Below are 24,026 nucleotides of genomic sequence, written 5' to 3' on the forward strand. Positions count from 1 at the left end.
CTGATGTCGCCACAGAGGCATCGCCAGCAGAGATGCAGGCGCCGAGCCTACAGGGGCGACCTCTGTGGTGGCATCTACATGCGCAAGCCTCTATACTCAAACACTTAGCTTGTGGTTTCCCGTTTTTCCCTTTTAGAGAGACAATAACGGAACAACCACCTCAGTTAATAACCTCAACCAAAGGAATGAGTTGAAATGCTATCAGATCAGGGAAAGAATGAGTTGAAACAAAAAATAAAGTCAAATCAACATGAGGTTTTTGTTGTTTCAATCGAGGAAATGGACGCAATTGTACGTGCCTCGCCAAAAGGGAATTCACCGCATATTAAAAGTGCATGGCAAAGTTTAAAGGGCAAAGCAGAAGCGGGAGCAGGTTATTACGCCTCGGCGGATGATTTGAGAACGCTAAGCAAGCTTGTTGGTGACCTTGGCGGGTTTACTACTAAGGCCTATGTTAAAACCTATGGCGGGAAACCACACATCGTTTTAAAGGGGCATCCCGGGTTACGACATATCCTGACCGGCACTAAGTACGGTATAAAGAACCCCAAGGTCATCACTATGGGGCTAGGGAAAGCTGGTGCTATACACGCAGCAAAGCAAGGGGGAATTATTTCCGTTGTTTTACTATCAATTTATAGAGTGGCCGATTATTTCTTAACCGATCAGGCTACCTTAAGCCAGCTTGTAGGTTCTTTGGCTACTGATGTTGTTAAAGTTGGTTTTGCCACTGGAGCCTCTATCGTTGCAGCGTCCGCGCTGGTTGGACTTGGTCTAACTTTGGCTATTGGCCCCATGATAGCCGTGGTTGCCGTAGGCGTGTTAGCCTCTATGGCGCTGGGTGAAATAGACAATCATTACGGTATAACTGACAGGATAATATTGGGGTTGGATGAATTAAATAAGGATGCCCTATCCCAAGTACAAAAAACTAAGAAGCACATACTTGATAAGGCAGGTGATACTATCGCCCTGGTCATTGACTATGCCGCCGACTCGGCAAAAGTTATTCTTATCAGTGCCGCCAAACATCAGTTATATAAATTTTTATCACTGAAGCCTAGAGCACTTTAAATGGAAAATACACATAACGCTTCAACAATGACCAAATTTACTAGTTTTTTATTTTTTATTTTTATTACCAGCGCATCATTATGGTGGTTTATCGCCAGCTCTTATGGGACGTTTAACTCGTTATTTTACGGCGATGACGTCGTGTATTTTAGCAAAGGGGCCATGTATTCATTGGGTGCTGCCGTTGTGCTTCTTCTATTAACCCTATTGGGCGCCTATCAAAATATTAAAAAAATCGAGCTTTCAAAGCATCAAACAACATGGGCAACAAGAGTTTTTATTCTGGCAACCGTTGCAATGTTTACCTTTCCTATTGCCGCACACATCTCAGTAGATAAAATCACCGCTAAAAATGGCTACTTTGAATGCAAAGAAATGAGCTACCAATGGCTACTATATGAAAAAATAGTTTACGTAAATAGCCAAGCTGCCTGCGCAAACCTAGCCAAAAGTCGTATCAATAAACACTAACGGACAACCTACCTAGCTTACCAGCGACTGCTGATGTCGCCACAGAGGCATCGCCAGCAGGGATGCTGGCGCTGAGCCTACAAGGAAGCACTTGCGGCGTCCTCAGCGGTGATCTTTGTCAGTACTGGCAGCCGCCAAACCTTCCCCTTCCCTTTGTTTACCCTTGTTGAAAAACCTACTCAGACCAATACCAGCTGGTCACGTTATAACGATATTGATCAGCGTATTCGGCATTCAGCCTTTCTACCCAGTGTTCCGAACCTGCCGATGAGGGATCAAACAGTACACAGCGGTTATAGTGCGGTTCGATGCTGACAGGCTGATCATCTTGGCCGATAAACACCAACTCGCCGCCGCTATCGCCCTGCCATGCCTTGTTAAGATAAAGCAGCATACAGACTTCTCTACCCGGGGAGTCGTCGGCGTGTTGGCCGACAAAATCGGCGGCACCAAGGCGGAAAAAATTAGTATTGATGTTTGGATCAGCAACGTTGATATCCGTTATCACCACCTTAAAAATACGTGATAGCAGCGCCATAAATTCCTCACCACGCAGAAAACTTAAAAACTGCTGCGCCACATTATTGCCGGTGTCGTCGGGTGATGGCCGCCAACTGTCTCGCTGGACAAAGCGTTGCTCGGTAGTGGCCCGCTGCCACTCGGCGCTATCCACATACAGGGCATCATAGGTGTGTTGCTGTGTTTGCCAGCCATCGGGCTGCTGTAAAACCTTGACCACCTTATCGAGCATGGCTGGCTCGAATAAGCCGTCAATAACCACGCGATGAGGGCAGCCAGCCAGTAGAGACGTCTGCCAAGCACTAACGACCTCACTGGTAACTCGTTCATTATTCAACCACATTAAAACTACCCGCTGCTCATCGCTGCAATGACTAAACAGTGAATAATACAGGGGAATAGCACCGGCGTTAATAGCCACTCAACTGTGGTACTCAGGTCAACTTGCTGCTAAATTTTACAGCTGTTCTGGCCGCTGTCGCTGATGGAGCGCAAAACGTGACGTATCATTTTTTAACCCTATTGTTGTTACCGTTTTTTTTGGTGCAGGGACTTTATGTGCGGCGGGTTACCCCCCAATTGCCCGAACCCATCGGTACTCGCGCCGGAGTGACCGGCACAGGCCCAAGCATCCGTCTGCTAATTATTGGTGATTCCGCCGCCGCTGGCGTCGGTGTCGATAGTCAGGATCAGGCACTACTGGGGCAATTAGTGGCGTCTCTGAGCGCCAGTCACCGGGTGACATGGAAGCTGCAGGCATTTACCGGCGATGCTTCCACCGAAGTGTTGGCTCGCCTTGAGGCTGAGGGCAGAGAGACTTTTGACGTTGTCGTCGTCTCTGTCGGGGTCAATGATGTGACTGGCAGAACGCGCAATATTGCATGGGCCTGTAATTTACAAAAGCTGATTGATACCCTAAGCAATGACTTTAATGCCCAGCAAATCTATTTATCTTGTCTGCCACCGATGCATGTTTTCCCCGCTCTGCCGCAACCACTGCGCTGGTGGCTGGGTCAACGAGCCCATCAACTCAACGCCATCATGGCCGACGTGGCCGATAGCAATAACCAATGCACCATGGTAAACGCCCCCTTCCCGATCGAAAAACACTATATTGCTGACGATGGGTTTCACCCGGGCGCGCCAGCCTATGCGCTGTGGGGTCGTCATATGGCAGAACTGATTAGCGCAGCAGCAACAGACTCACGGCGGCAGCCAGCAACAGCTGACACAACAATAAACGGCGATACTTAATCGAGCAGGATGCCATCGACCACCACCCGGGCAGCCTCAACCAGCGTTGTTTCAATCTGTTTTGCCGGCCGTCACGTATAGTTCTGAAAGCCGCATTCAGCAATGCTGGTTTGCCATTACCAGCGATAAAACAGAGCACTGCATACGATGACCGACCAAAAAACCATTGTCTGGTTCAGACAAGATCTGCGCCTCAGGGATAACCCCGCCTTAACCCATGCCGTGACACAAGGGCAGATTATTCCTGTCTTCATTCTCGACGAGGATGCCCCCGAGGCGGCGCAATTAGGTGGCGCCAGTCAGTGGTGGCTGCATCATTCGTTGCAATCACTCCGCACCTCACTGAACAACCAACTAATTATTCGCCGAGGCAGCCCCCTTGTTATCTTGACTGAGCTAATCGACCAGTTTTCCGCCGACGCCGTTTGCTGGAACCGTCTGTATGAGCCCTGGCAGCGCCAGCGTGATGAGAACATTAAGACGACACTCAAAAGTCGTGGCGTCGAGGCGAAGAGTTTTAATGGTTCGCTGCTGTGGGAGCCGATGACGGTGCTGAAAAAAGATGACACACCCTACAAGGTCTTCACCCCCTATTATCGCCGAGGTTGCCTGTCCCGAATGCCGCCTCGTTTCCCCGTCGCAAAACCAGAAACCATCACCTTCGCCGAGGCAATAAACGAGGATGAAACAGCACTCAACGCCTTAAATTTACTGCCCAGTATCCCCTGGTATCGAGACATCGAAGCACAGTGGCAGCCCGGCGAAGATGGGGCCTCACAAAGGCTGCAACGGTTTGTTCGCACTGCGGCCGAGCGCTATAAAGATGACCGAAATATACCCGCGGTAAAGGGCACATCGCTGCTATCACCGCATCTACACTTTGGCGAGATGTCGCCTAATCAGGTGTGGTACGCCATCCACGGCACCTTTGGCAACGCCTTTGACCACCCCCATACCGACGTCTATTTAAGCGAGCTGGGATGGCGAGAGTTCAGTTATTACCTGCTGTTTCATTGGCCCGACCTGCAGCACAAAAACTTCAATGCGAAATTTGATCGTTTTCCCTGGCGTACCGATCAAGCCGATCTTGAGGCTTGGCAGCAGGGGCGTACCGGCATTCCTATCGTCGATGCCGGCATGCGAGAGCTGTATCAAACCGGTTATATGCACAACCGTGTTCGTATGGTGGTCGGCTCCTTTCTGGTCAAAAATCTGTTGATAGACTGGCGCCACGGTGAACGCTGGTTTTGGGACACCTTGGTCGATGCAGACATGGCCAGCAATGCGGCAAGCTGGCAATGGGTGGCCGGTTCTGGCGCCGACGCCTCTCCCTATTTTAGGATTTTCAACCCTGTTTTACAGGGGGAACGATTCGACACCGACGGCGACTATGTAAAACAATACTGCCCTGAGCTACAGCAGCTGCCCAAAAAATATATTCACAAACCCTGGCAGGCGCCAGCTGAAGTGTTAGCGGCATGCGGTATTGAACTAGGCAGGAATTACCCGCAGCCGATGGTTGATCTTAAGGTCACTCGCCAACGTGCGCTCGAGGCCTTTGCGCAGGTAAAAAGCACAACAAATCTCAGCCCTGATCAACTGCAGCAGCAGGGCTAAATATACCCTGCGGCCTGAAACCGAGAGGCTCTCATGTTTGAACAGTCGACTGCGATGAATACGCGGGGTATTGTCGTTACAAGTCATCATTCGTCGAGTCGACATGAACAAAGCGAAAATAGCTGCCACTATTACCCATGCCGCCGACCGTTTTATATCGTCGGTCCAGTAGCTACACTTTACAGATCAAATAACAATGAAAGGTCCACCCCCATGAGCACGAAAAAAGAACGCGATATCGAGAAGCAATACTCTACCAGTGAGTTTGTCGCCAAGTTGCGACGCCTGGCCGATGCCTTAGAGAGCGGCGATAAGTTTGAAATTCAAATCGCCGGTGAGAGAATCTATGTGCCGGTGCGGGCGGTGTACAACATCGAGCATGAGCGCGAAGGTGATGAAGAAGAGATCGAGTTTCAACTCAAATGGCGTAATGAATAGCCGCTGCCGCCCGCCGTTAATGGAGGCTGGCAATCACCACCCAACCGTGTAATGCTCGCCCTTTAATGAGCCCGGCAGCCTGAGCCGATAGAGAGCAAACGCGTGAAAGAATGTAACCAATGTGGCAAATGCTGTACCAAGTACAGCGATGGTGGCCTCTCTGCCAGCGGCGACGAGATCGACCTGTGGGAGGCCTTCAACCCCGACATCCATCGCTATGTCCGCGATGGCCTAATCTGGATGGACCCCAAGAGCGGCGAACAACTGACGATCTGCCCGTGGCTGCGCAAGGCGCCCAATCAGCCCATCTACACCTGCGATATCTATTTCGACCGCCCCGATGATTGTCGCCACTACCCGGTCACCATCGAGCAAATGGTGACCGACGACTGCGAGATGATCGAGGTACAGGATTTACAAAACCCAAAGCAGGCACAGGTGACACTCGATAAACTCATGGCCGATAGCCGGCCGGCGACCGATTTTTAGCCTCATCGAGCGTACTAACGCCGTTTAACCCTACATTCGACTGGTCCAAAACCGATGGCACTGCGTAATTACTAGTGTCTAACGGAGGTCACCATGTCAGAACCTACTGCCAACTTATACTACGACGGCTCCTGCCCCATGTGCAGCGCCGAAATGAAGCATTTAGCCAAGCATAAAACTGATCAACTGTGTCTGCTGGATATTCATCAAGCCGAATTACCCCCCGGCAAAACCACCGAAGACTTACTCACCGTGCTGCACTACAAGGCCCCCGATGGCCGCTGGCTTACCGGCCTCGATGCCACGCTGGCGGTATGGTCGAACACCCTGCTCGGTAAAGCCTTAACCGTATTACGCTGGCCGGTGATCAAGCCTGTCGCCGATAGCGCCTACAATTTGTGGGCCCGCAAACGTTACGCCAGACTCTATGGTAAAGCCCATGATTAACGGCAACGTGTTAATTTTTGGCAGTGGCGGCATTGGCTCAGCGTTGGCAAAACGCTGCTGCCAGCAGCCATCTGTCGAGGCCGTGACCCTGGTATGGCAGCATACTCCCCCTGTCGTCGACGAGCCAAAGCTCACCGCGGTACAGGCTGACGTCTTTAACGAGCAGCAGTTGGGCGAACTGTTGTCGTTACACCATCCCGATGTGGTGATCAGCACACTGGGCACTCTGCATACCGAGGAACAGCAGCCTGAAAAACGTCTGGCTGATTTTGATGCCGATTGGTTTATTGATTCACATGTGGTCAACGCAGCGGCTGCCGTTACCATAGCCAAGGCTATCGATGCCCACACTCGACGAAGCGATCGCATAACCTTTGCAGCCCTCTCTGCGCGTGTCGGCTCTATCAGCGATAATCGCTCTGGCGGCTGGTTCAGCTACCGCAGTTCAAAGGCATCGCTCAATATGGCGATCAAAACCGTTGCCATCGAATGGCGTCGCACTCGGCCACAGCACTGTGTCTTATTACTACACCCCGGCACGGTAAAAACCTCGCTGTCGGCACCGTTCAGCCATTCCATTCCAGCGGAACAACTGTTCAGTACCGAACAATCCGCCGATTATTTGTTGGCTCAGTTAGCGGCGGCAACACCGACCAGCAGTGGTCAATTCCTCGCCTGGGACGGCAGAACGATTCCCTGGTAGCGCCGCATGCCCTAGCCGCCATCGCCGAAGTCTTTTAAGCTAGAGGCAATGCCATCAGCTTTTAAGGGTTGCCCATGTACACACTCCATATCGCCAATAGAAATTATTCCTCCTGGTCGCTGCGGCCCTGGCTGCTGATGAAGGCGTTGGCCATCCCCTTTGAAGAGGTTGTATCGCCCTTTGAGCAGGCGGTTAATTGGCAGGCATTTCGCGCCTTCAGTCCCACCGGCCAGGTGCCCTGTTTAGTCGATAATGGTAACGCCATATGGGATTCGCTGGCGATTATCGAATACCTCGCCGAACAACACGATGCGGTATGGCCCGCCGACCGCGATGCCCGCGCCTGGGCCCGTTGTGCCAGTGCCGAGATGCATGCAGGCTTTACCGCGCTGCGTAATATCTGCCCGATGAACTGCGCCATTACGGTTGAGATGCACTCGGTATCGGCAGCACTACAAAAAGATATCGACCGCCTCGACGAGCTGTGGACCGAGGGTCTAAAACGCTTTAACGGTCCCTACTTAGCCGGCCAACAATTCACTGCCGTCGATGCCTTTTATGCGCCGGTGGTGTTTCGCCTAAACAGCTACAGCTTGCCGCTGAGCCAACCCTGCCAAGATTATGTCGCCCGCCTGCTGGCCCACGCACCAATGCAACAGTGGTATCAGCAGGCGTTGACCGAGACCTGGCGCGAGGAGGCCCACGAGCAAGAAGCTGCCGAGGCCGGTACGGTTATCGAAGATCGTCGGCTACCAGCCAAGGATTAACTCAGCGACAACACCTGCTCGATCGCCTCGGCCAGGGTGTCTGCTTCCTGGGCGCCGCTGATTAAATACTGCTCGGCGAGAATGATGGCTGGCACGGCGGTGATGTTATTGACCATCCAACCATTCTGATTGGCTTTGACCGTCTGCTCATAGCGTTTGTCGGCTAATACTGCACGGGCTTCGTCGGCATCGAGGCCGACCTTGGCGGCGGTGGCAATCAACACCTCGATATCGCTGGGGTTGTTCTGCTCGGTAAAGTATCCGTCAAACAACGCCATTTTTAACGCATGCTGCTGCCCCTTGGCACCGGTTTCACCGGCCCAATGCAATAGCTGATGTGCCTGTGCAGTGTTATAAATGCGCGACTGGTCATCAAAATTAAAGGCGAAACCCAGCGACTGACCGAGGTCAGTTATTTGTTGACGGTTGGCCTCGCTCTGCTCTGGCGTCGAGCCGTATTTCTCCGCGATATGCTCGCCCAGGTGCTGGCCTTCGGCTGGCATATCGGGGTTGAGTTCGAACGGCTGCCAGTGCAGATCGAAATCGACGCTGTCGGTAAATCTTGCCATCGCCAGTTCCAAACGCTTGTAACCAATAATGCACCAGGGGCACATCACATCGGACACAATATCGATTCGCATAACGGGTTTTGTCGCAGACATGGTTGACCTCTCAAAGAATACGGTGCCCAAACGTGACTGGGCGGATAGCCTCTTAATGGGGGGGCTGGCCACGCTTTTCAAGTGAGTGGCTTCACCGGCGCCCGATGCTTGTTCGATATCGCTGTAGTGAGCTAAAGTAAGACGCCAGTTCTATTTTTCTGCACCAATCTATACGGAGATAGCATGAAACCTGAAACGATTGCCCTACACGCCGGTTACAACAGCGAGCCAACCACCAAGGCCGCCACCACGCCGATCTATCAAACCACCTCGTTCACCTTCGATAACACCCAGCACGGCGCCGACTTATTCAACCTCGCCGTACCGGGTAATATCTACAGCCGCATTATGAACCCCACCAATGCGGTATTAGAGCAACGTGTGGCCGAGCTCGAAGGCGGCATCGGCGCCCTGGCCGTGGCCTCGGGTATGGCGGCCATCCGCTATGCCATCGAAGCGATTGCCGAGGTCGGCGACAATATCGTCAGCACCTCGCAGCTGTATGGCGGCACCTACAATTTATTTGCTCACACCTTTCCCCGCCAGGGCATCGAGACTCGCTTTGCCAAGGGCGACGACTTCGACTTAGTGGCCTCGTTAATCGATGACAATACCAAGGCATTATTCTGCGAATCGATCGGCAATCCGGCGGGCAATATCGTCGATATTCAGCGCTGGGCCAATGTCGCCCACGCCGCCGGTGTGCCGTTAATCGTCGATAATACCGTGGCGACACCGCTGCTGTGCCGCGCCTTCGATTTTGGCGCCGATATCGTCGTTCACTCACTGACCAAGTACATCGGCGGCCACGGCACTACCATCGGCGGCATTATTGTCGATTCCGGAAAATTCGACTGGGCGGCACAACCTGAGCGCTTTGCCGTGATGAATACCCCCGACCCCTCCTACCACGGTGTGGTCTATACCGAGGCTCTTGGCGCCGCCGCCTATATCGGCCGCTGCCGTGTGGTACCACTGCGCAATACCGGCGCCGCGCTATCCCCTAACTCGGCCTTCCAGATTATGCAGGGCTTGGAAACACTGGCACTGCGGATGGAGCGTCACTGTGAAAACGCCGTCGCCGTGGCGCAGCATCTCGATCAACACCCGCTGGTGGAATGGGTCAACTACGCGGCGCTGGAGAACAGCCCCCACTATGATAATTGCCAAAAAATCTGCGGCGGCAAGGCGGCGGGCATTGTCAGCTTTGGTATCAAGGGTGGCACCGACGCCGGTGGCCGCTTTATCGATGCCCTGCAGTTGATCCTACGCCTCGTCAATATCGGCGATGCCAAGTCGCTGGCCTGCCACCCGGCCAGCACCACCCACCGCCAGTTGAACCCCGAGGAATTAGCCTCGGCCGGAGTATCGGAGGAGATGGTAAGAATCTCGGTCGGCATCGAGCATATCGATGACATCATCGCCGATATCGAACAGGCCTTGGCAGCCAGCCAGGTCTAAGCTGTTATGCAGGTTTAAATAGCAGCTCAACCAGCAGCCAATAAACAGCCGCAGCCGCGGCTTTTTTGTGTGCATTTACCGTGCGGGTTATCACCGTAATAACCAGCGAATTACTTACATTTTCAGCTAATTAACGTAAGCTTATCGCGTGTTAAGGATTTTACCGCCACTGTCACAGGGAACCCCGACTATGAATGTATTTGCTGCTGCCACTGTTATTCAACCGCGTCTACTCGTCGCCGTTTTCCTGCCCCTGCTGATCACTGCCTGCGCGCCGCCCAATAACGCTGACGACAAAAAAGCCGTTAACGTCGAGCAACAACGCCCAGCTATAGCCAGTGCCGAAGCCCAGCACTCAGCGTCGAATTCGACACCCACAAAAAAACCGAAACTGATTTTACAAATCACCGTCGACCAGTTGCGTGGCGACCTCGCCAGCCGCTATTTGGATAATATGGGCGACGGTGGCTTTCGCTATTTACTCGACCGCGGCGTGGTGTATAAAAACGCCCAACACGGCCACGCCTCCACCGAAACCATCGTCGGCCATACCACCCTCGCCACCGGCGCTCAGCCCGCCGTGCATGGCATGGTCGGTAACGGCTGGTTCGACCGCAGCACTGGCAAACTCAATTACAATATCGAAGACAACCGCTACGCCCTGCTAAGCGATGATGGCGATGTTAACGACGACACTGAGATCGACCCCGATCAACGCGCCGCCAGCACCGATGGCCGCTCACCGGCGGCCATCTTAGTCACCACCTTTGGCGACGAGCTGGCGCTCAATACCGCCGGCAAGGCCAAGGTGTTTGGTGTGTCGGTAAAAGACCGCGGTGCCGTTTCGATGGCCGGTCACGCCGGCAAGGCATTTTGGTTTTCCAAGGCCAGCGGCGAGTTTGTCACCAGCAACTATTACTACGATCAATATCCCGAGTGGGTCACCGTCTTTAACAGCGGCCAACCTGCCCAGCGCTATGCCGACACCGATTGGCAATTGCTGCTGGAGCCCTCGGCCTATTTATTCGCCGACCGCGACGATCAGGCCTGGGAAACCGACATCGCCGGCTTCGGCAAAACCTTTCCCCACCCCTATGGCGCCGGCGATGGCCCCTACTACACCACGCTGTTAACCCTCAGCCCGGCCGGCGATGAACTGACCCTGGACTTTGCCAAGCAGCTGATCAGCCACGAGCAACTCGGCCAGGGCGACGGCACCGACTACCTGTCGGTGAGTTTTTCCTCAACCGATTATGTCGGCCATATTTTTGGTATCTCCAGCCTGGAATCCGAGGACAACTTACTGCGCCTCGACCGCACGATCACCGAGCTATTAAGCCATGTGGATAACACCGTCGGACTCGACAATACCGTTATTGTATTATCCGCTGACCACGGTGGCCCCGATGCGCCGCCCCAGCAAAACGAGTACGGTATCGAGGCGCAGTATTTTCACCCCGACCAATGGCTGCAGCAATCGAGCTTTGCCGCCATCGAGCAACGGTTTGGCGTCGGCAAGGAACTCATTCTGCAGTTTCGCTACCCCTATCTCTACCTCAACCGCGAGCTGATTCGCCGCAAGGGGCTTAACCAAGCCGCGGTAGAGCAAGCCTTCGCCGAGCAGATGAAACAGGTTAAGGGTGTCCACCTGGCGATCTCGACCAGCGATTTAATCGAGGGCCGCAGCGCCGACAACCGTTTAAGCCAACAACTGCTTAACAACTATCAACCCAGCCGCTCCGGCGATGTGGTGGTGGTGTTTGAACCGCATTGGTTTATCAACGATTTCGATGGCCTTACCGTCACCTCAACCCACGGTTCACCCTGGCGCTACGACACCTTTGTGCCGATGATTTTTGTGGTGCCCGGCGTCCCGGCACAAACCGTTTATCGTGAGGTCGCCACCGTCGATTTAGCCTTGACCCTGTCGGCGCTAATGGATATTAACCAACCCTCCGGCGCCAGCGGCAGGGTATTAAAAGAGGTGCTGGCGCAATAGCAGCTCCGCCACTGGGCACCGCCGGTGGCGTTTTTTCATCTATGATTACTGGCACGACCACCGTTAGTAGGAGTCATGCCATGAACCTCATCCCCCGTTGCTTATTCGTCGGCGTCACCGCCCTCATACTGTCGTGCACCTCGCAACCGAGCTACCACGACGGCCAACCCTCCAGCGGCGCAAAAGACATGGCCGGGGCCGAGGGGGTGTTTGCCTTTACCCCAACCGATGTGATGCCCGATGAAACCAGCTGGTGGATCGATTCCGACGGTGTCGCCCCCGGTATCGCCGGCTGCCATATCGGCACCGACGAGCTGGGCCGCGAAAACGGCCGCAGCTTCGGCGAGGCCTGCTTACCCAACGGCTTATTGGTCGAATCCAACCCCGGCAAGGGGGTGTTACACAGCCACACAAATGATGTCGGCCACCCCGATACCTTCGATTGCAACGCCTGGTGTGTCGGTGAGGGCATGAGTGGCGGTAGCTGCCAGGCCGCCGTCGCCTCGCCCTGCCAGCAGTCGGCGGTGTGTGAGTGCCAGTAACCTCGGCACATTAAAACCGTCCACCGACACCGGCACTGAGGTCGCCGCCAGTACCTCCCTGTAGGCTCAGCGTCAGCATCCCTGCTGACGATGCCTCTGTGCCGATATCGGCGGGCGGCATGGGTATCACTCCGCACGCCACTCCGTCAATCACACCCCGCTCCTGTCGCTGCGCTTTTTGAAGTCGCGGGGAATGACTGACTGCGTGGCTTAGAGACTGGCTCTATCCGCGGGGCTGATGATAGGCTAAGCACTGTCGAATACAGGCCTGAACAGCACGAACAGAAACCTCTGGCAATACCGTCATACGATCCTTGCCACCCTTACCCTGCCGCACCATTAATGAACGCTTTTCCAACGCAACATCCTTGACACGCAACCGCATTATTTCCATTGTTCGCAGCCCCGACCCCCAGGCTAATTCAATCATTGTACGGTAGGTCTATGCCATCAACAGCAGAATAGTATTGACCTCACCTTGCGCTAACACGACTGGTAGGCGGCGTTGCTCTTTGGCGCGCTGCGCATCAATACTCTCTAGCGGAATTGATAAGACATTACGGAAAAGGAAAATAAAAGCGCTAAAAGCCTGGTTTTGTGCAAAAAAAGTATGGATATCCCTGCATTACCCTCCAGATCTATTTTACTTTTTCAGCCATAATTTCTGTGATAATTTTTCTTAGCCACATATTCAAACTATTATTACGATTTTTTTGTAATATAGAAATGGAAAAAGGAACCTCAATCGATTTTGAAAAAGAAATGTCTATTTTCTGGAGGGAATTTGGGTAGCAGGCAAGATACATTTTGGAGCCTATTAAGATAGTATCTGATGCCGATATAACGTCTACCGCTGTTTGTAAATCACCACAGCGCAAGTCGATACTATATTCAATATCGCTCATCATTTCAGCTTGTGCTTTCACTTTCATTCCATCCTCAACCTCCGTCCCTATACATACCGCCAGATCAAATCGTTTTAAAGCCTTTGGAGGATGAGCATCAGTGGCTAAAGGATGTTGCTTACGTGCATAGATACAGAGCTCGTCGGTGAACAAATTTTCTCTATAAATCTCTTTTGGTTGGCCTAAAATTTCGTGATTTAACGCCATATGAATGTTGCCATTCAATAGACTGACTGATGTTCCAGAATCACAGTTATCTAAACGTACTTTTACTTTTGGCGCTTCTGATTTAATTCTCATATAGAGTTCAGGGCCAATTAACTTGAGTGCGGAAGGGTGAAGTGCAATGCGCAACTCTTCACTGAGATCACGAGGACTGAAAAAACCTTGTGGCTGGAACGTTAACAATAAAGAATCAAGTGCATCTGGCAGTCGAGAATAGAGATTGTCTGCATATTCGGTTGGGACCAACCCTGCTTTATTTCTGATGAATAAAGGATCATCAAAGGTGTCCCGCAGTTTTTTCAATGTGCGGCTAATGGCAGATTGAGTAAGGCCTAAACTCTCCGCTGTTTTACTTGTATTTTGCACCTGATACAACGAAATGAAAACTTTAAGGTGGTGTATTTCTAGTTTCTCTAATCTATTTGAATTCATAAAGATATATGGGTAATGAATTTAAAGGTTAGTATAAAGGCCTAGGGGGTCGAGCAAACCTCCTCTGACCTTAATGTACTTTAGAGTTTAGCCTTTAACGAGTGCAATAGCACAACCTTTGTATTTTTATTTTTGGCTAGGTTGCTAATATTACAATGCGGCCATCCACCGGACTTAACGCGCATTCATCGTGACTATTTAATAAAGCTCGCATCTTTGTAAGCAGGGTTAGGGTAGGAGTAAAACCCTTCGTTAGCTTTAGCACCGAATTTGTTCTGACTTACATAGTTTTCTTCTAGGAAGTTAACGCGAGCGAGCGCTGCATCGTCTTCGAGTTGTTCACCCCACAATTTGTTGATGTCAGCAAAGAGGGAGATACCGACGATATCCATCACTGCAAAGGGGCCATGCTTAACGCCATGAGCCAACATCCATGTTTTGTCGACACTTTCAAAGCCTGCGACTTGATTTACTACTAAATCAAGTGAAGCATTGAGCCATGGAATCATGATGGCGTTGATGACATAACCACTTTGTTCTTTGTGAAGAGGAATAGTAACCATGCCCATCGCTTTGCTAAATTGACATACTACCTTGTAAATCTCTGGGCATGTCTCTGGATGGCCCATCACTTCACCGATACGGCTGTCCCAAACAGTATTACCAAAGTGTAAAGCAAGAAATTTGTCCGGACGATCCGTGCTGTCGACAATCTGACTTGGAACTAAAGTTGAGGAGTTGGTTGTAAAAATAGTTTTCTGAGGATCGACCTTTGATAGCTCGCTATAGAAAGACTTTTTGATATCAATGGACTCCGGAATCGATTCGCTAATTAGATCCGCATCTTTTACAGCTTCAGCTAAATCAGACGTATAGTTTAGGCCTGCCAGCGCTTTATCTACTTGAGCTTGTGTCGCACCGCGTGTTGACATAAATAGGGCAGCGTATTCTTTATGAAACGCTTTACTTGTCGCAAGTCCTTTATCAAAGTAGTCGTATACGGTAACGTTAAAACCGTTAAATGCGACTTGCCAAGCAACTTGTGAACCAAGCAGTCCAGCGCCTGCAATGGTGACATTTTTAATATTCAAGATAAGTTCTCCCATTATTCATATATCAAGGCTTTGATAGTGATGAATATAATTGCTTTAGACGTTAACTGTTCGTATTCCCGTTATTATTTTGCTTTGGTAATAGCAGGCGGAAGCCATTCATTGAGAAGTGCCGCTTGCTTGGGTTCATAAAGGCGCATCGTTACACCAATAACCCCATCCTTAGGAGCAGGTAACCAGTTAGAAACCTCACTGTCAGCTGGGCGGCTATGTTGTAGGTACAGTGTTAGTGAGCCGTCATCGTTGTAATCTAGTTCGTTACGGTCGCCGATAGCGAATCGGTCAAGTTCGTTTTCTACAGCGAAACCAGCCTCGTTGTACATTGTTACCGACCAGAATGCGCCTACTGGTGGGATTTCATCCGCTGAAAAGTGCAGTTCGTAATCTTGTTCAGCATTCAATGCATCGCCATCTGCATCGGCAAGAGCTAGCGGGTAAATAGCATCTTCAGCATGGTTAGCACCAAGACCAATCAGTGCAATTGCCGCTCGTTTGATGTAATGGTTGCCATAAACACCCATGGTGTCAGTTGGAATGATCCAGCCATTTTTTGGCGTCTCGATTTTCGGAATATAAGACTTGATATCTCTCTGCCCTTGTAAGGCACCTTGTTCAAGTACTTTTAACTCAGCTTTTGATAGTCTTTCAAGATCCCAACCAGTGTCAGCAGAAAAACCAATTCGTTCCATACGCATTAATTGAGACATATCTGTTTTGTGTGCGCCATACTTAGTGATAAGTTTACTCGCGCGCTCGAAGAATGTTTTAGCATCCATATTTGCCACTTGTTGAAGTGGTGACGTCATCATATCGATAGCAGGATTAATTGGTGATTTAGCCGCTACGTAATCGGTACCCCATTTAGACAATGGTGTGATCTTAAAACCATCTTGAATCTTGTTTACTTGTTCGTAGTCACGACCGTCACTTTCAGTACGAGCAATCATCCAGTTCATTGCTGTTGGTGAAACAATACGTGTTACACCCTCTGGTAATTCCCCTTCCCAATCGTCAGAAACGACTGCAAACGCTACAGCATCAGAACCTGATGTACGTGAGCCAGGTGCTGCATAGATGTCTGTCCACATATCGTACATTGGCATAAGGTAGTAATGGCCGTTCGTCTTTTCAGATGTGATAATTATCGGTTCTTCAGAAACATCGTACCAAGCGATTGAGTAAAGTGTGTCGAAGTTCGGACGAACAACTTCTGTGAATGAAGCATCTGGGTAAGCACGAAAATGCTGAATACCACCATTTATCGGAACACCTCGGTTACCCTGTTGCTCACGAGTCACGTCCATAAGTACCATTGGATATGCGTAAATGTAAGTTTCAGAAACAATCTGTTGCACCTGATCTTGCGCTAATTCTGAGGAAAAAATTGGTGCAGTAAAGTTACTCACTGCAAGTGCATGGGGCGCTATTGAAGCTGCACTTAAAGAAAGGCCTAATGTTAGGGCTAAAGCGAGTTTGTTTTTCTTTAACATAATAGTTAATCTCCGATAAATTATTTATGACTAATAATTGGCATGGGATTAATTTATATATTTTTAGTAAGCATTAGTAGAACAAAATTCAATTATTAATTAGTCGAAAATCGACTAACAACAGCTCGCTCTATAGGTCAATTTCCCAACAGTACGAGATTCTTATTACCTTATCTAGATCTCGATATTACGCGTTACGGAATCACAAATGTCTAATCGTATTTTACGACCAGAATGCAAGGCTTAACTCTTCAACATATTTTTCTGGGTTAATCCGGATTTGACTCTAATGAGCAAAGGATCATCTAGAGAGTTCCTAAGATTTTATAATATATAGCTAATGACCGAATAAATTAGCGCTAAACTATCCGCTATTTTGCTTTTATATTTTTTTTTGGCTAGGTTGTTCATATTAGAATGCGTCATGAACCGGGCTTAACGCGAATAATCCTTCGCGTCCTTTAACGCCTAGTGTGCTCTGATTAACATCGTTTACTTCTAGGAAGTTAGCATGAGCGAACGAAGCATCGTTATTTTCAATGTAATAAGTCGACAACTATAGGTCGACTTATTCATTTATACATTAACGATTAGTATACTCGCTATTATTTTGCCTTACGAATAGCAGGTGGAATCCATTCGCTGAGTAGTATCGATTGCTTTGGTTCATAAAGACGCATCGTTACACCAACAACCCCATCTTTAGGAGCGGGTAGCCAGTTAGATACTTTATCTTTGGCTGGGCGTTCGTGCTGCAAGTAAAGAGTTAGAGATCCATCATCATTGAATTTTAGCTCATTGCGATCACCGATAGCATATCGATCAAGTTCATTTTCTACTGCAAAACCAAGTTCGTCGTACATGGTCACCGACCAGAAAGCACCGACAGGGGGCATTTCATTTGCTTCAAAGTGAAGTTCGTAATCTTGCTCACCTACCATCACATCGCCATCAGCATCAGAAATCGCAATCGGATAGACCGCATCTTCAGGATGGTTAGCACCAAGACCAATTAGAGCAATGGTGGCACGCTGAATGTAGTGGTTTCCGTAAACACCCATGTTATCAGTTGGGATGAGCCAGCCATTTTTAGGTGTTTCAATTTTAGGAATGAACGACTTAATATCCTGCATTCCCTTTGCTGCACCCTGCTCAAGCGCTTGAAGTTCAGCTTTTGAAAGCTTGCTTAGATCCCAGCCCGTGTCAGCAGAGAAACCAATTCGTTCCATGCGCATCAATTGAGATACATCTGTAGCGTGAGCACCGTATTTAGCAATCAGCATGCTTGCGCGCTCGAAGAACGTTTTAGCATCCATATCAGCAACTTGCTTTAGCGGAGGCGTCTTCATGTCGATGTTTGGGTCAATTGGAGACTTTGCCGCCACATAATCCGTACCCCACTTTGAAAGTGGTGTCATCTTAAAGCCATCTTGAATTTCGCCAACTTTATCGTAGTCGCGACCACTACTTTCGGTACGTGCGATCATCCAGTTCATTGTGGTAGGAGAAACGATACGTTTTACGCCTTCAGGAAGTTCACCTTGCCAATCTTCAGAAACGATGGCAAATGCGCCAGCGCCAGTTCCAGATGTGCGAGAGCCAGGCGCTGCATAGATATCAGTCCACATGTCATACATTGGAAGCAGGTAATAATGACCATTGGTATCTTCTGAAGAGATAATAACTGGCTCTTCAGATACGTCATACCAACCGGATGAGTAAAGCGTGTCAAAGTTTGGGCGAACAACTTCCTTGAATGAAGCTCCTGGGAAGGCGCGGAAGTGTTTGAATCCACCGTTCACAGCAATACCCTTGTTGGTTTGTTGCTCACGAGTCACATCCATAAGGACGATAGGATAAGCATAAACGTAAGCTTCAGAAATAATCTGTTGCACCTGTTCTTGCGCTAATTCTGAGGTGAAAATAGGTGCTGTGTTATTTGCTGAAAATACAACAGGGCTTAATGAAGTCGCAGCTAATGAAAGGGTTAGGGTTAATGCAAAAGTGAGTTTATTTCTTTTCAACATAGTTAATCTCCATCGGGGTGTTTATGACTAAATAATCATGGGATTAATTTATATATTTTGATTGGGTATGAATAGAATTAGAATCGACTATGAGTTAGTCGAAAATTGAATAACTCTCACCGCCACAACAACAACAACAACAACAACCCGCACCGCGCAACAGCGTGGAAACACGTGAAGCCAGCAATAGTAGCCATTAAAGCCCTCTTCGGAGGGCCTTTTTTTTGCTAAAAATACCGCCTTATTAGAAAAAACATTGCAGCTCAAAGCAGTATTTTTTTAAAGGTTATCAACGGATATAACTGCATTAACCATGGCCTATTCGATGATTGGCATTTCTTCGCTGTGAATAGGTCGATTGGATTTATTACTCTTTGAATTAATTTACACTGACAGGATAATTTCATCATGGATAAAGCACTATGAGCAAGACCTATGACTTTTGCCTGCTGGAAAAAAAAGAGCATATCTGGCTTATCACCATCAACCGTCCCGAGGCATTAAATGCCCTCCACCCACGGCTAATTTCGAATTAGAGTCCTTCTTTAATGACTTCGCCGCGGATAACAATGCCTGGGTTGCTATTATAACCGGTGCCGATGAACGGGGTTTTTCAACGGGTAATGATCTTAAATTTCAGGCCGCCAGTACCTCCCTGTAGGCTCAGCGTCAGCATCCCTGCTGACGATGCCTCTGTGCCGATATCGGCGGGCGGCATGGGTATCACTCCGCACGCCACTCCGTCAATCACACCCCGCTCCTGTCGCTGCGCTTTTTGAAGTCGCGGGGAATGACTGACTGCGCGGCTTAGAGACTGGCTCTATCCGCGGGGCTGATGATAGGCTAAGCACTGTCGAATACAGGCCTGAACAGCACGAACAGAAACCTCTGGCAATACCGTCATACGATCCTTGCCACCCTTACCCTGCCGCACCATTAATGAACGCTTTTCCAACGCAACATCCTTGACACGCAACCGCATTATTTCCATTGTTCGCAGCCCCGACCCCCAGGCTAATTCAATCATTGTACGGTAGGTCTGTGCCATCAACGGCAGAATAGTATTGACCTCACCTTGTGCTAACACTACTGATAAGCGGCGCTGCTCTTTGGCGCGCTGCGCATCAATACTCTCTAGCGGAATTGATAAGACATTACGAAAAAGGAAAAGCAGAGCGCTAAAGGCCTGGTTTTGAGTATTTGGCCAGACATGCTTATCCACCGCCAGGTGACTCAGATAAATCTCGACGTGCTCGGCACGTATATCACCTCGTTGAGGCAATTGATGAAAACGTAAAAAAAAACGATGAAGCCTTGATAGCGCATGCTCGCCCCATGAATACTGTTTATTTATACAGTATTTGTAGTAATTTTAGCCCTCTTTTCCGCATAACTCCGAAAATAATGTAAGTTATTTCAGAATACCTTGTAATTACAGTAAGATAAGGGCATAAACTGATGTATACCAATGGCAGGTTATACCGACTGCAGCGGCCTGTATTAAAAACAGTACGATTCCGCTCATTTTTGGTCACTTTAATGACTGCCTTAATAAACAATAACTATTAAACACTTACTGGCTTTATTCGATAATATAGAAAAGGGTGATAGGCGGAACGTTCCGCTTTACGGGGGATTTGGGGTGTTATACCGACTCTTCCTAGGTTTTTCATTATTACCGACTAGTCAGTAGAATAAGCGTTATGAGGCTCACACTAAATAAGCATGTTTCATGGAATTCTGACAATAACATTTATTCTCATCCTTCTGTTACTGGGCTTGCCACTAGCTATGATTGTGGCAACCAAGCATGAACAGAAGTACAAGGAGTTATTCGGCCATTCTCTATTTGTACCTGCTTGTATCTTATGTGGGGGTCTATTATATGGCCTTGCAGAAACATTAAGCCCAGCCTTTTATATACTTATAGGGGTGCCTGGTTTTGGCCTATTTATCTGGGGCTCTCTAAAAAGAGCGAAGAAAATTTAACCATATGCTCATAACAAGTGCAGTCAACAACGCCCCTCCGGGGCTGGACCTTCATTTCGCAGCTTCGCTGCTACATTGCGGCCGTTGCTGCAGGCGTTAGCAATACAATAGAGGTTCATCATTGATAGAAAGTAATTTATCGGGTTTAGATACCGTAATCTTGGCTGTTGTTTCGGCATTTGGAGGCTATCTTGGGGCCTATTTTAAGAAAGGCGCTGAAATACAATCAATGTCGGATAACATCAAAGAATTGGCAAGTCAGCAAAAAATAATAGCGGAAGCGACTGAGTCGGTAAAACACGATATAGAGCATCAAGTTTGGCGTAAAAAAGAACAAGAATTGATCAAACGTCAAAAAATGGAAGAATTTGCTTCATTATGTATCGACCTGCCTCAGCACCTTTCTGAAGAATACGCTAAAAGGACTGTAGATGTTAATGCGGATTACGATCGGCACTACTATAAAAAGTTCATGCTAATACAACGTTTATACTTACCTAAATTTGAAAAAGATATGGCTGAGCTTATAGAGCTATATGGGCAGTATGAAAGTCTAGTTGGTGAAGCGCAACAGAATACAAATCCATCACTTACTGAACTCCGGTTAATGCTACCTAAATTTCATAAGGTCAGAGGGGAAATTGAATTTTTCTCAGCTAAAGTTGTTGGCAAGGTAGGTGATGAAATTGAAAAAATGGGTCATGCGTAAATATTGCTAACAAGCAGTTTCAAGCGACACATTTTATTACGCCGTTTTTGTGCATGTGTCGCAGGCTCCAATTATTGCACAAAAACGCTACATAAAATGAGCGCCTGAACTGGGCGTTATGTGAGTCAATGAATTTCAGCATTAACAAACGAGCCCTGCTATCAAGCATTGGCTGCTTCCTCTTCTCTTCGGCAGCTATTTATTTTACTTATGCTTGGTTTAGTGCCGGTATGCCCTTGTACAGCGAAGCACATGATTTGGGCAAAAAAGAAGAGTTCATCCCGCTACTAGGAACCGCCGTACTATTCGTAGTACTATCAATAGCTTCAGGGTTGGATGCCTACATATATCTAAGGAATGACACTAACGATGGCTAGCTATCACATAACAAGCAAAGGCAGCATCGCCCTGCGGGCTGGACGCGCTACCGCGCGCCGCTGCTTTGGGCGTTATGTGAATGAAGCGTCATCAAGTAAGGGAAGAAAATGAAGTTAGCAGACGAAATAGTAGAAATTCTTAGCTCAAACGACGGTGTATTGAGTGATGCCCTTATCAAAACCAAAGTGTTGCTTCATAAAATCGGTCAGAAGGACTTAGTTAGCTGGGTTAATAAGGAGCTCAACGGTTATAAAGACGATGATGATTTGCCCGACTATAGAATCGTGGGAGCACAGGTATTAGTTAGCGCAACAAATGGCGCATACGAAGTCAGATCACACCCTGTTCCGTTAGGGCATCTTGATGTGGATTACAGGAATAAGCTTGAGCGCGGGATCATGCCTCAATCGTTGTCTGTAATTGAGGAGTTAACTGCAAATAGAGAAGGCTCCCTTCAATCTAATATACCAATGGAAATGAATGGGCTTTTAAGTGAAGGCCTAGCAAATGGATATATCGTTCAGAGGGCATGGTGTGAAGTCCCAATGGCTAGTGCGTCCAATATTCTTATGCAAGTTCGTTCAAGACTGCTTGATTTTATTCTTGAATTAAGCGAGGAATTTTCGAGTGCAAATACGGAAGAAGAAATAAAAGAGCGCGCTAATAAATTTGACGCTGAAAATCTATTTAATCACACAATATTTGGAGATAACACAACCATCGTTGTTGGCTCCGAAAACTCTCAAAATATTTCCAACACCAATCTAAAAAATGACTTTTCTGCTTTGGCTGAGGAGTTAAAGTCAAATGGTGTTTCTAGTGAAGATATCGTGGTTCTAAAACAAGCTGTAGATTCAGACAGTAACTACCCAGTGACTAAAAAGAACGAATTTGGTCCAGAGGTTAAATCATGGATGCAAACTATGATGTCTAAAGCTATAGATGCTAGCTGGCAAATTGAGCTTGGTGTGGCAGGTAGTCTTCTAGCAACCGCCTTAAATAGCTTCTATGGCTTAGTTTGAAGAGATAACGTAAGAAAATGAAACTAACGTGTATATATTGTAAGACTGAGGAATTTGAACAAGGAAGAGGGTCTGAAGAGCATGCCGTGCTTTCAAGCCTTGGGGGGAGAAAGGCATCAAAGTCCATTTGCTGTCAGAAATGTAATACAGCGCTGGGAAATGAGATTGATGAGCCATTAACTGAAGGATTGAGAATCCTATCTACATTTTTAGGTGTTGTAACAGGAAGAGGAAAAGATGCCGCTACCTTAAAGAGTTATGGCACTCATAACGACAAGAAATTTGATCTCCTTCCCGGAGGTAGAGTTCAGCAATCAAAAGTGAAAATTGACAGGGAAATAGATAAAGAAAATGGTGTTGCAAACATCTCTGTTAGTGCACGCAATCTTGAAGAGGCAAAGAACTTATTAGAACAACAAATGAAGAGTTTTGGAAAAAGCGTAAAAGACTTTAAATTTGGTGAGATTACTGAGCGTATTGAATATCCTGAGTCAATATCGGGAACACTTGACTTGGGTTTGGTTTCACAGCATCGCTCGATTGCGAAAAGTGCGCTAACTTATATTGCCACAATGATTTCACCTGAAAGGCTTCGAAGTGGATGCTTTTATCAAATCATTGAATACATTGTAGGTGATATAGAAGATCTAGAGTTGGCCAAAATGACAACTGTTAAATTTCCAGCTTCACCTCATATTTCTGATGCACAACACAGGATAATAATATCTGCCTCATCAGAAAGAAAAATTGCAATAGGATTAGTTGAGTTATTTGGAGGCTTGAAGTTTAAGGTTATTTTAACTGATTGTTGGGAGGGGCCTGATTTACAAAAAGGTTATGCAGTAAACCCTTTAAATGGTGAGCAGGTTGAGCACGTCGACACAGTCAATTTAAACAATGATCATTGGAATGATGAAACATCAAACCTCAATGAAGAAGAATATAAGGACATGATGTGCAAGGTTTTCGGTGTTGCATACGGTCACCACGTGAGATTAGAACGAGAAAGGATCATTTCAGAGATAACTCAAGACTTTTGCAAAGAATATGGAGGGAAAGATTTCACTGATGAATTAAAGATGATGCTTTCATCAAGAATAGCTAAAGCAATAGCCAATTCTATTTACAAAGTTGACGAAAATAGGAAGATTTCACAAGATGAATTCGAAATCACATAACAAGTGCATGTTGTCGGACTGCTTTTCCGCTGCGCTCCAAACCAGCCGCAAATGCGGGCGTTAACAGAAAAATTAGAGTCAGGTCTTTCCTTTTTCCATGCTCGATAAACAGCACT

At 48.2% G+C, this 24,026-nt stretch carries 23 protein-coding genes; 15 read left to right on the forward strand and 8 right to left on the reverse strand.

Features of this window, described 5'->3' with window-relative positions; translation table 11 throughout:
- Positions 1–195 precede the first annotated feature (195 nt).
- The gene (locus tag L9P87_RS05390; protein ID WP_237443648.1) at positions 196–1,074 is read left to right on the forward strand and encodes a hypothetical protein; all 879 of its coding nucleotides are present in this window, start codon (positions 196–198) and stop codon (positions 1,072–1,074) included.
- Positions 1,075–1,545 carry a DUF1240 domain-containing protein gene (locus L9P87_RS05395; RefSeq protein WP_237443649.1) on the forward strand — a complete coding sequence of 157 codons (471 nt, stop codon included), beginning with the start codon at positions 1,075–1,077 and terminating at the stop codon, positions 1,543–1,545.
- Positions 1,546–1,720: 175 nt separating this feature from the next.
- Here the strand turns inward: L9P87_RS05395 and L9P87_RS05400 are convergent, their stop codons facing one another.
- Complete coding sequence (locus L9P87_RS05400; RefSeq protein WP_237443650.1) at positions 1,721–2,485, reverse strand: 2OG-Fe(II) oxygenase; 765 nt, start codon at positions 2,483–2,485, stop codon at positions 1,721–1,723.
- Positions 2,486–2,562: 77 nt separating this feature from the next.
- Here L9P87_RS05400 and L9P87_RS05405 point away from each other — a divergent pair, with 77 nt between their 5' ends.
- The 7 genes from L9P87_RS05405 (at position 2,563) to L9P87_RS05435 (ending at position 7,779) form a co-directional block, all read left to right on the forward strand.
- Complete coding sequence (locus L9P87_RS05405) at positions 2,563–3,318, forward strand: SGNH/GDSL hydrolase family protein (protein WP_237443651.1); 756 nt, start codon at positions 2,563–2,565, stop codon at positions 3,316–3,318.
- 147 nt (positions 3,319–3,465) lie between these two features.
- Entirely contained in the window at positions 3,466–4,935 is a 1,470-nt protein-coding gene (locus L9P87_RS05410) for a cryptochrome/photolyase family protein (RefSeq protein ID WP_237443652.1), read from the forward strand.
- A gap of 213 nt (positions 4,936–5,148) precedes the next feature.
- Positions 5,149–5,373 (forward strand): amphi-Trp domain-containing protein, encoded by a 225-nt coding sequence (locus tag L9P87_RS05415; protein ID WP_237443653.1) that lies wholly within the window; start codon positions 5,149–5,151, stop codon positions 5,371–5,373.
- A gap of 102 nt (positions 5,374–5,475) precedes the next feature.
- Positions 5,476–5,862 carry a YkgJ family cysteine cluster protein gene (locus L9P87_RS05420; protein WP_237443654.1) on the forward strand — a complete coding sequence of 129 codons (387 nt, stop codon included), beginning with the start codon at positions 5,476–5,478 and terminating at the stop codon, positions 5,860–5,862.
- 93 nt (positions 5,863–5,955) lie between these two features.
- Positions 5,956–6,309: a thiol-disulfide oxidoreductase DCC family protein gene (locus tag L9P87_RS05425; RefSeq protein ID WP_237443655.1), complete on the forward strand. Its 354-nt coding sequence runs from the start codon at positions 5,956–5,958 to the stop codon at positions 6,307–6,309.
- Positions 6,302–7,012 (forward strand): SDR family oxidoreductase, encoded by a 711-nt coding sequence (locus L9P87_RS05430; protein ID WP_237443656.1) that lies wholly within the window; start codon positions 6,302–6,304, stop codon positions 7,010–7,012. The genes L9P87_RS05425 and L9P87_RS05430 overlap by 8 nt, the downstream gene beginning before the upstream one ends.
- 74 nt (positions 7,013–7,086) lie before the next feature.
- Positions 7,087–7,779, forward strand: coding sequence for a glutathione S-transferase family protein (locus L9P87_RS05435; RefSeq protein WP_237443657.1), 693 nt, complete (start codon positions 7,087–7,089; stop codon positions 7,777–7,779).
- Here the strand turns inward: L9P87_RS05435 and L9P87_RS05440 are convergent.
- The gene (locus L9P87_RS05440; protein WP_237443658.1) at positions 7,776–8,441 is read right to left on the reverse strand and encodes a DsbA family oxidoreductase; all 666 of its coding nucleotides are present in this window, start codon (positions 8,439–8,441) and stop codon (positions 7,776–7,778) included. The two genes, L9P87_RS05435 and L9P87_RS05440, sit on opposite strands and share 4 nt — an antisense overlap.
- A gap of 183 nt (positions 8,442–8,624) precedes the next feature.
- Between L9P87_RS05440 and L9P87_RS05445 the strand changes: the two genes are divergently transcribed.
- The 3 genes from L9P87_RS05445 (at position 8,625) to L9P87_RS05455 (ending at position 12,443) form a co-directional block, all read left to right on the forward strand.
- Positions 8,625–9,902, forward strand: coding sequence for an O-acetylhomoserine aminocarboxypropyltransferase/cysteine synthase family protein (locus L9P87_RS05445; protein ID WP_237443659.1), 1,278 nt, complete (start codon positions 8,625–8,627; stop codon positions 9,900–9,902).
- Between the two features lie 190 nt (positions 9,903–10,092).
- A complete protein-coding gene (locus L9P87_RS05450; RefSeq protein WP_237443660.1) occupies positions 10,093–11,901 on the forward strand; it encodes an alkaline phosphatase family protein in 1,809 nt (602 codons plus the stop codon).
- 80 nt (positions 11,902–11,981) lie between these two features.
- Positions 11,982–12,443 carry a hypothetical protein gene (locus tag L9P87_RS05455; protein ID WP_237443661.1) on the forward strand — a complete coding sequence of 154 codons (462 nt, stop codon included), beginning with the start codon at positions 11,982–11,984 and terminating at the stop codon, positions 12,441–12,443.
- Positions 12,444–12,666: 223 nt separating this feature from the next.
- On the opposite strand, the gene L9P87_RS05460 is transcribed toward L9P87_RS05455, so the two are convergent.
- The 6 genes from L9P87_RS05460 to L9P87_RS05485 all read right to left on the reverse strand — a co-directional run bounded on the left by L9P87_RS05460 (position 12,667) and on the right by L9P87_RS05485 (position 19,988).
- Positions 12,667–12,873 (reverse strand): tyrosine-type recombinase/integrase, encoded by a 207-nt coding sequence (locus L9P87_RS05460; RefSeq protein WP_237443662.1) that lies wholly within the window; start codon positions 12,871–12,873, stop codon positions 12,667–12,669.
- 208 nt (positions 12,874–13,081) lie between these two features.
- Positions 13,082–14,005, reverse strand: coding sequence for a LysR family transcriptional regulator (locus tag L9P87_RS05465; RefSeq protein ID WP_290368480.1), 924 nt, complete (start codon positions 14,003–14,005; stop codon positions 13,082–13,084).
- A gap of 194 nt (positions 14,006–14,199) precedes the next feature.
- On the reverse strand, positions 14,200–15,096 hold the full coding sequence (locus L9P87_RS05470) for a 3-hydroxyacyl-CoA dehydrogenase (protein WP_237443664.1): 897 nt from the start codon (positions 15,094–15,096) through the stop codon (positions 14,200–14,202).
- A gap of 86 nt (positions 15,097–15,182) precedes the next feature.
- Positions 15,183–16,607, reverse strand: a complete 1,425-nt coding sequence (locus L9P87_RS05475) for a DUF1254 domain-containing protein (protein WP_237443665.1) — start codon at positions 16,605–16,607, stop codon at positions 15,183–15,185.
- 605 nt (positions 16,608–17,212) lie between these two features.
- Complete coding sequence (locus tag L9P87_RS05480) at positions 17,213–18,634, reverse strand: DUF1254 domain-containing protein (RefSeq protein WP_237443666.1); 1,422 nt, start codon at positions 18,632–18,634, stop codon at positions 17,213–17,215.
- An 820-nt stretch (positions 18,635–19,454) separates the two neighbouring features.
- Positions 19,455–19,988, reverse strand: a complete 534-nt coding sequence (locus L9P87_RS05485) for a phage integrase N-terminal SAM-like domain-containing protein (RefSeq protein ID WP_290368494.1) — start codon at positions 19,986–19,988, stop codon at positions 19,455–19,457.
- A 756-nt stretch (positions 19,989–20,744) separates the two neighbouring features.
- Between L9P87_RS05485 and L9P87_RS05490 the strand changes: the two genes are divergently transcribed.
- From L9P87_RS05490 to L9P87_RS05500, 3 genes are all read left to right on the forward strand, one after another.
- On the forward strand, positions 20,745–21,332 hold the full coding sequence (locus L9P87_RS05490; protein WP_237443668.1) for a hypothetical protein: 588 nt from the start codon (positions 20,745–20,747) through the stop codon (positions 21,330–21,332).
- 485 nt (positions 21,333–21,817) lie between these two features.
- Positions 21,818–22,732 carry an AbiTii domain-containing protein gene (locus tag L9P87_RS05495; RefSeq protein ID WP_237443669.1) on the forward strand — a complete coding sequence of 305 codons (915 nt, stop codon included), beginning with the start codon at positions 21,818–21,820 and terminating at the stop codon, positions 22,730–22,732.
- Positions 22,733–22,749: 17 nt separating this feature from the next.
- A complete protein-coding gene (locus L9P87_RS05500; RefSeq protein WP_237443670.1) occupies positions 22,750–23,910 on the forward strand; it encodes an HNH endonuclease in 1,161 nt (386 codons plus the stop codon).
- Positions 23,911–24,026: the final 116 nt, after the last annotated feature.

Origin of the sequence: Sinobacterium norvegicum (genome assembly GCF_923077115.1) — a bacterium.
GTDB lineage: Bacteria > Pseudomonadota > Gammaproteobacteria > Pseudomonadales > Sinobacteriaceae > Sinobacterium > Sinobacterium norvegicum.

What these genes read in the sequence shown, in the direction of transcription:
- L9P87_RS05415 (WP_237443653.1), top strand. Translation starts at nt 5,149, where the DNA reads ATGAGCACGAAAAAAGAACGCGATATCGAGAAGCAATACTCTACCAGT.
- L9P87_RS05395 (WP_237443649.1), top strand. Translation starts at nt 1,075, where the DNA reads ATGGAAAATACACATAACGCTTCAACAATGACCAAATTTACTAGTTTT.
- L9P87_RS05465 (WP_290368480.1), bottom strand. Translation starts at nt 14,005, where the DNA reads ATGAATTCAAATAGATTAGAGAAACTAGAAATACACCACCTTAAAGTT.
- L9P87_RS05460 (WP_237443662.1), bottom strand. Translation starts at nt 12,873, where the DNA reads ATGATTGAATTAGCCTGGGGGTCGGGGCTGCGAACAATGGAAATAATG.
- L9P87_RS05500 (WP_237443670.1), top strand. Translation starts at nt 22,750, where the DNA reads ATGAAACTAACGTGTATATATTGTAAGACTGAGGAATTTGAACAAGGA.
- L9P87_RS05455 (WP_237443661.1), top strand. Translation starts at nt 11,982, where the DNA reads ATGAACCTCATCCCCCGTTGCTTATTCGTCGGCGTCACCGCCCTCATA.
- L9P87_RS05495 (WP_237443669.1), top strand. Translation starts at nt 21,818, where the DNA reads ATGAAGTTAGCAGACGAAATAGTAGAAATTCTTAGCTCAAACGACGGT.
- L9P87_RS05450 (WP_237443660.1), top strand. Translation starts at nt 10,093, where the DNA reads ATGAATGTATTTGCTGCTGCCACTGTTATTCAACCGCGTCTACTCGTC.
- L9P87_RS05425 (WP_237443655.1), top strand. Translation starts at nt 5,956, where the DNA reads ATGTCAGAACCTACTGCCAACTTATACTACGACGGCTCCTGCCCCATG.
- L9P87_RS05410 (WP_237443652.1), top strand. Translation starts at nt 3,466, where the DNA reads ATGACCGACCAAAAAACCATTGTCTGGTTCAGACAAGATCTGCGCCTC.
- L9P87_RS05435 (WP_237443657.1), top strand. Translation starts at nt 7,087, where the DNA reads ATGTACACACTCCATATCGCCAATAGAAATTATTCCTCCTGGTCGCTG.
- L9P87_RS05445 (WP_237443659.1), top strand. Translation starts at nt 8,625, where the DNA reads ATGAAACCTGAAACGATTGCCCTACACGCCGGTTACAACAGCGAGCCA.
- L9P87_RS05390 (WP_237443648.1), top strand. Translation starts at nt 196, where the DNA reads ATGCTATCAGATCAGGGAAAGAATGAGTTGAAACAAAAAATAAAGTCA.
- L9P87_RS05440 (WP_237443658.1), bottom strand. Translation starts at nt 8,441, where the DNA reads ATGTCTGCGACAAAACCCGTTATGCGAATCGATATTGTGTCCGATGTG.
- L9P87_RS05475 (WP_237443665.1), bottom strand. Translation starts at nt 16,607, where the DNA reads ATGTTAAAGAAAAACAAACTCGCTTTAGCCCTAACATTAGGCCTTTCT.
- L9P87_RS05430 (WP_237443656.1), top strand. Translation starts at nt 6,302, where the DNA reads ATGATTAACGGCAACGTGTTAATTTTTGGCAGTGGCGGCATTGGCTCA.
- L9P87_RS05480 (WP_237443666.1), bottom strand. Translation starts at nt 18,634, where the DNA reads ATGTTGAAAAGAAATAAACTCACTTTTGCATTAACCCTAACCCTTTCA.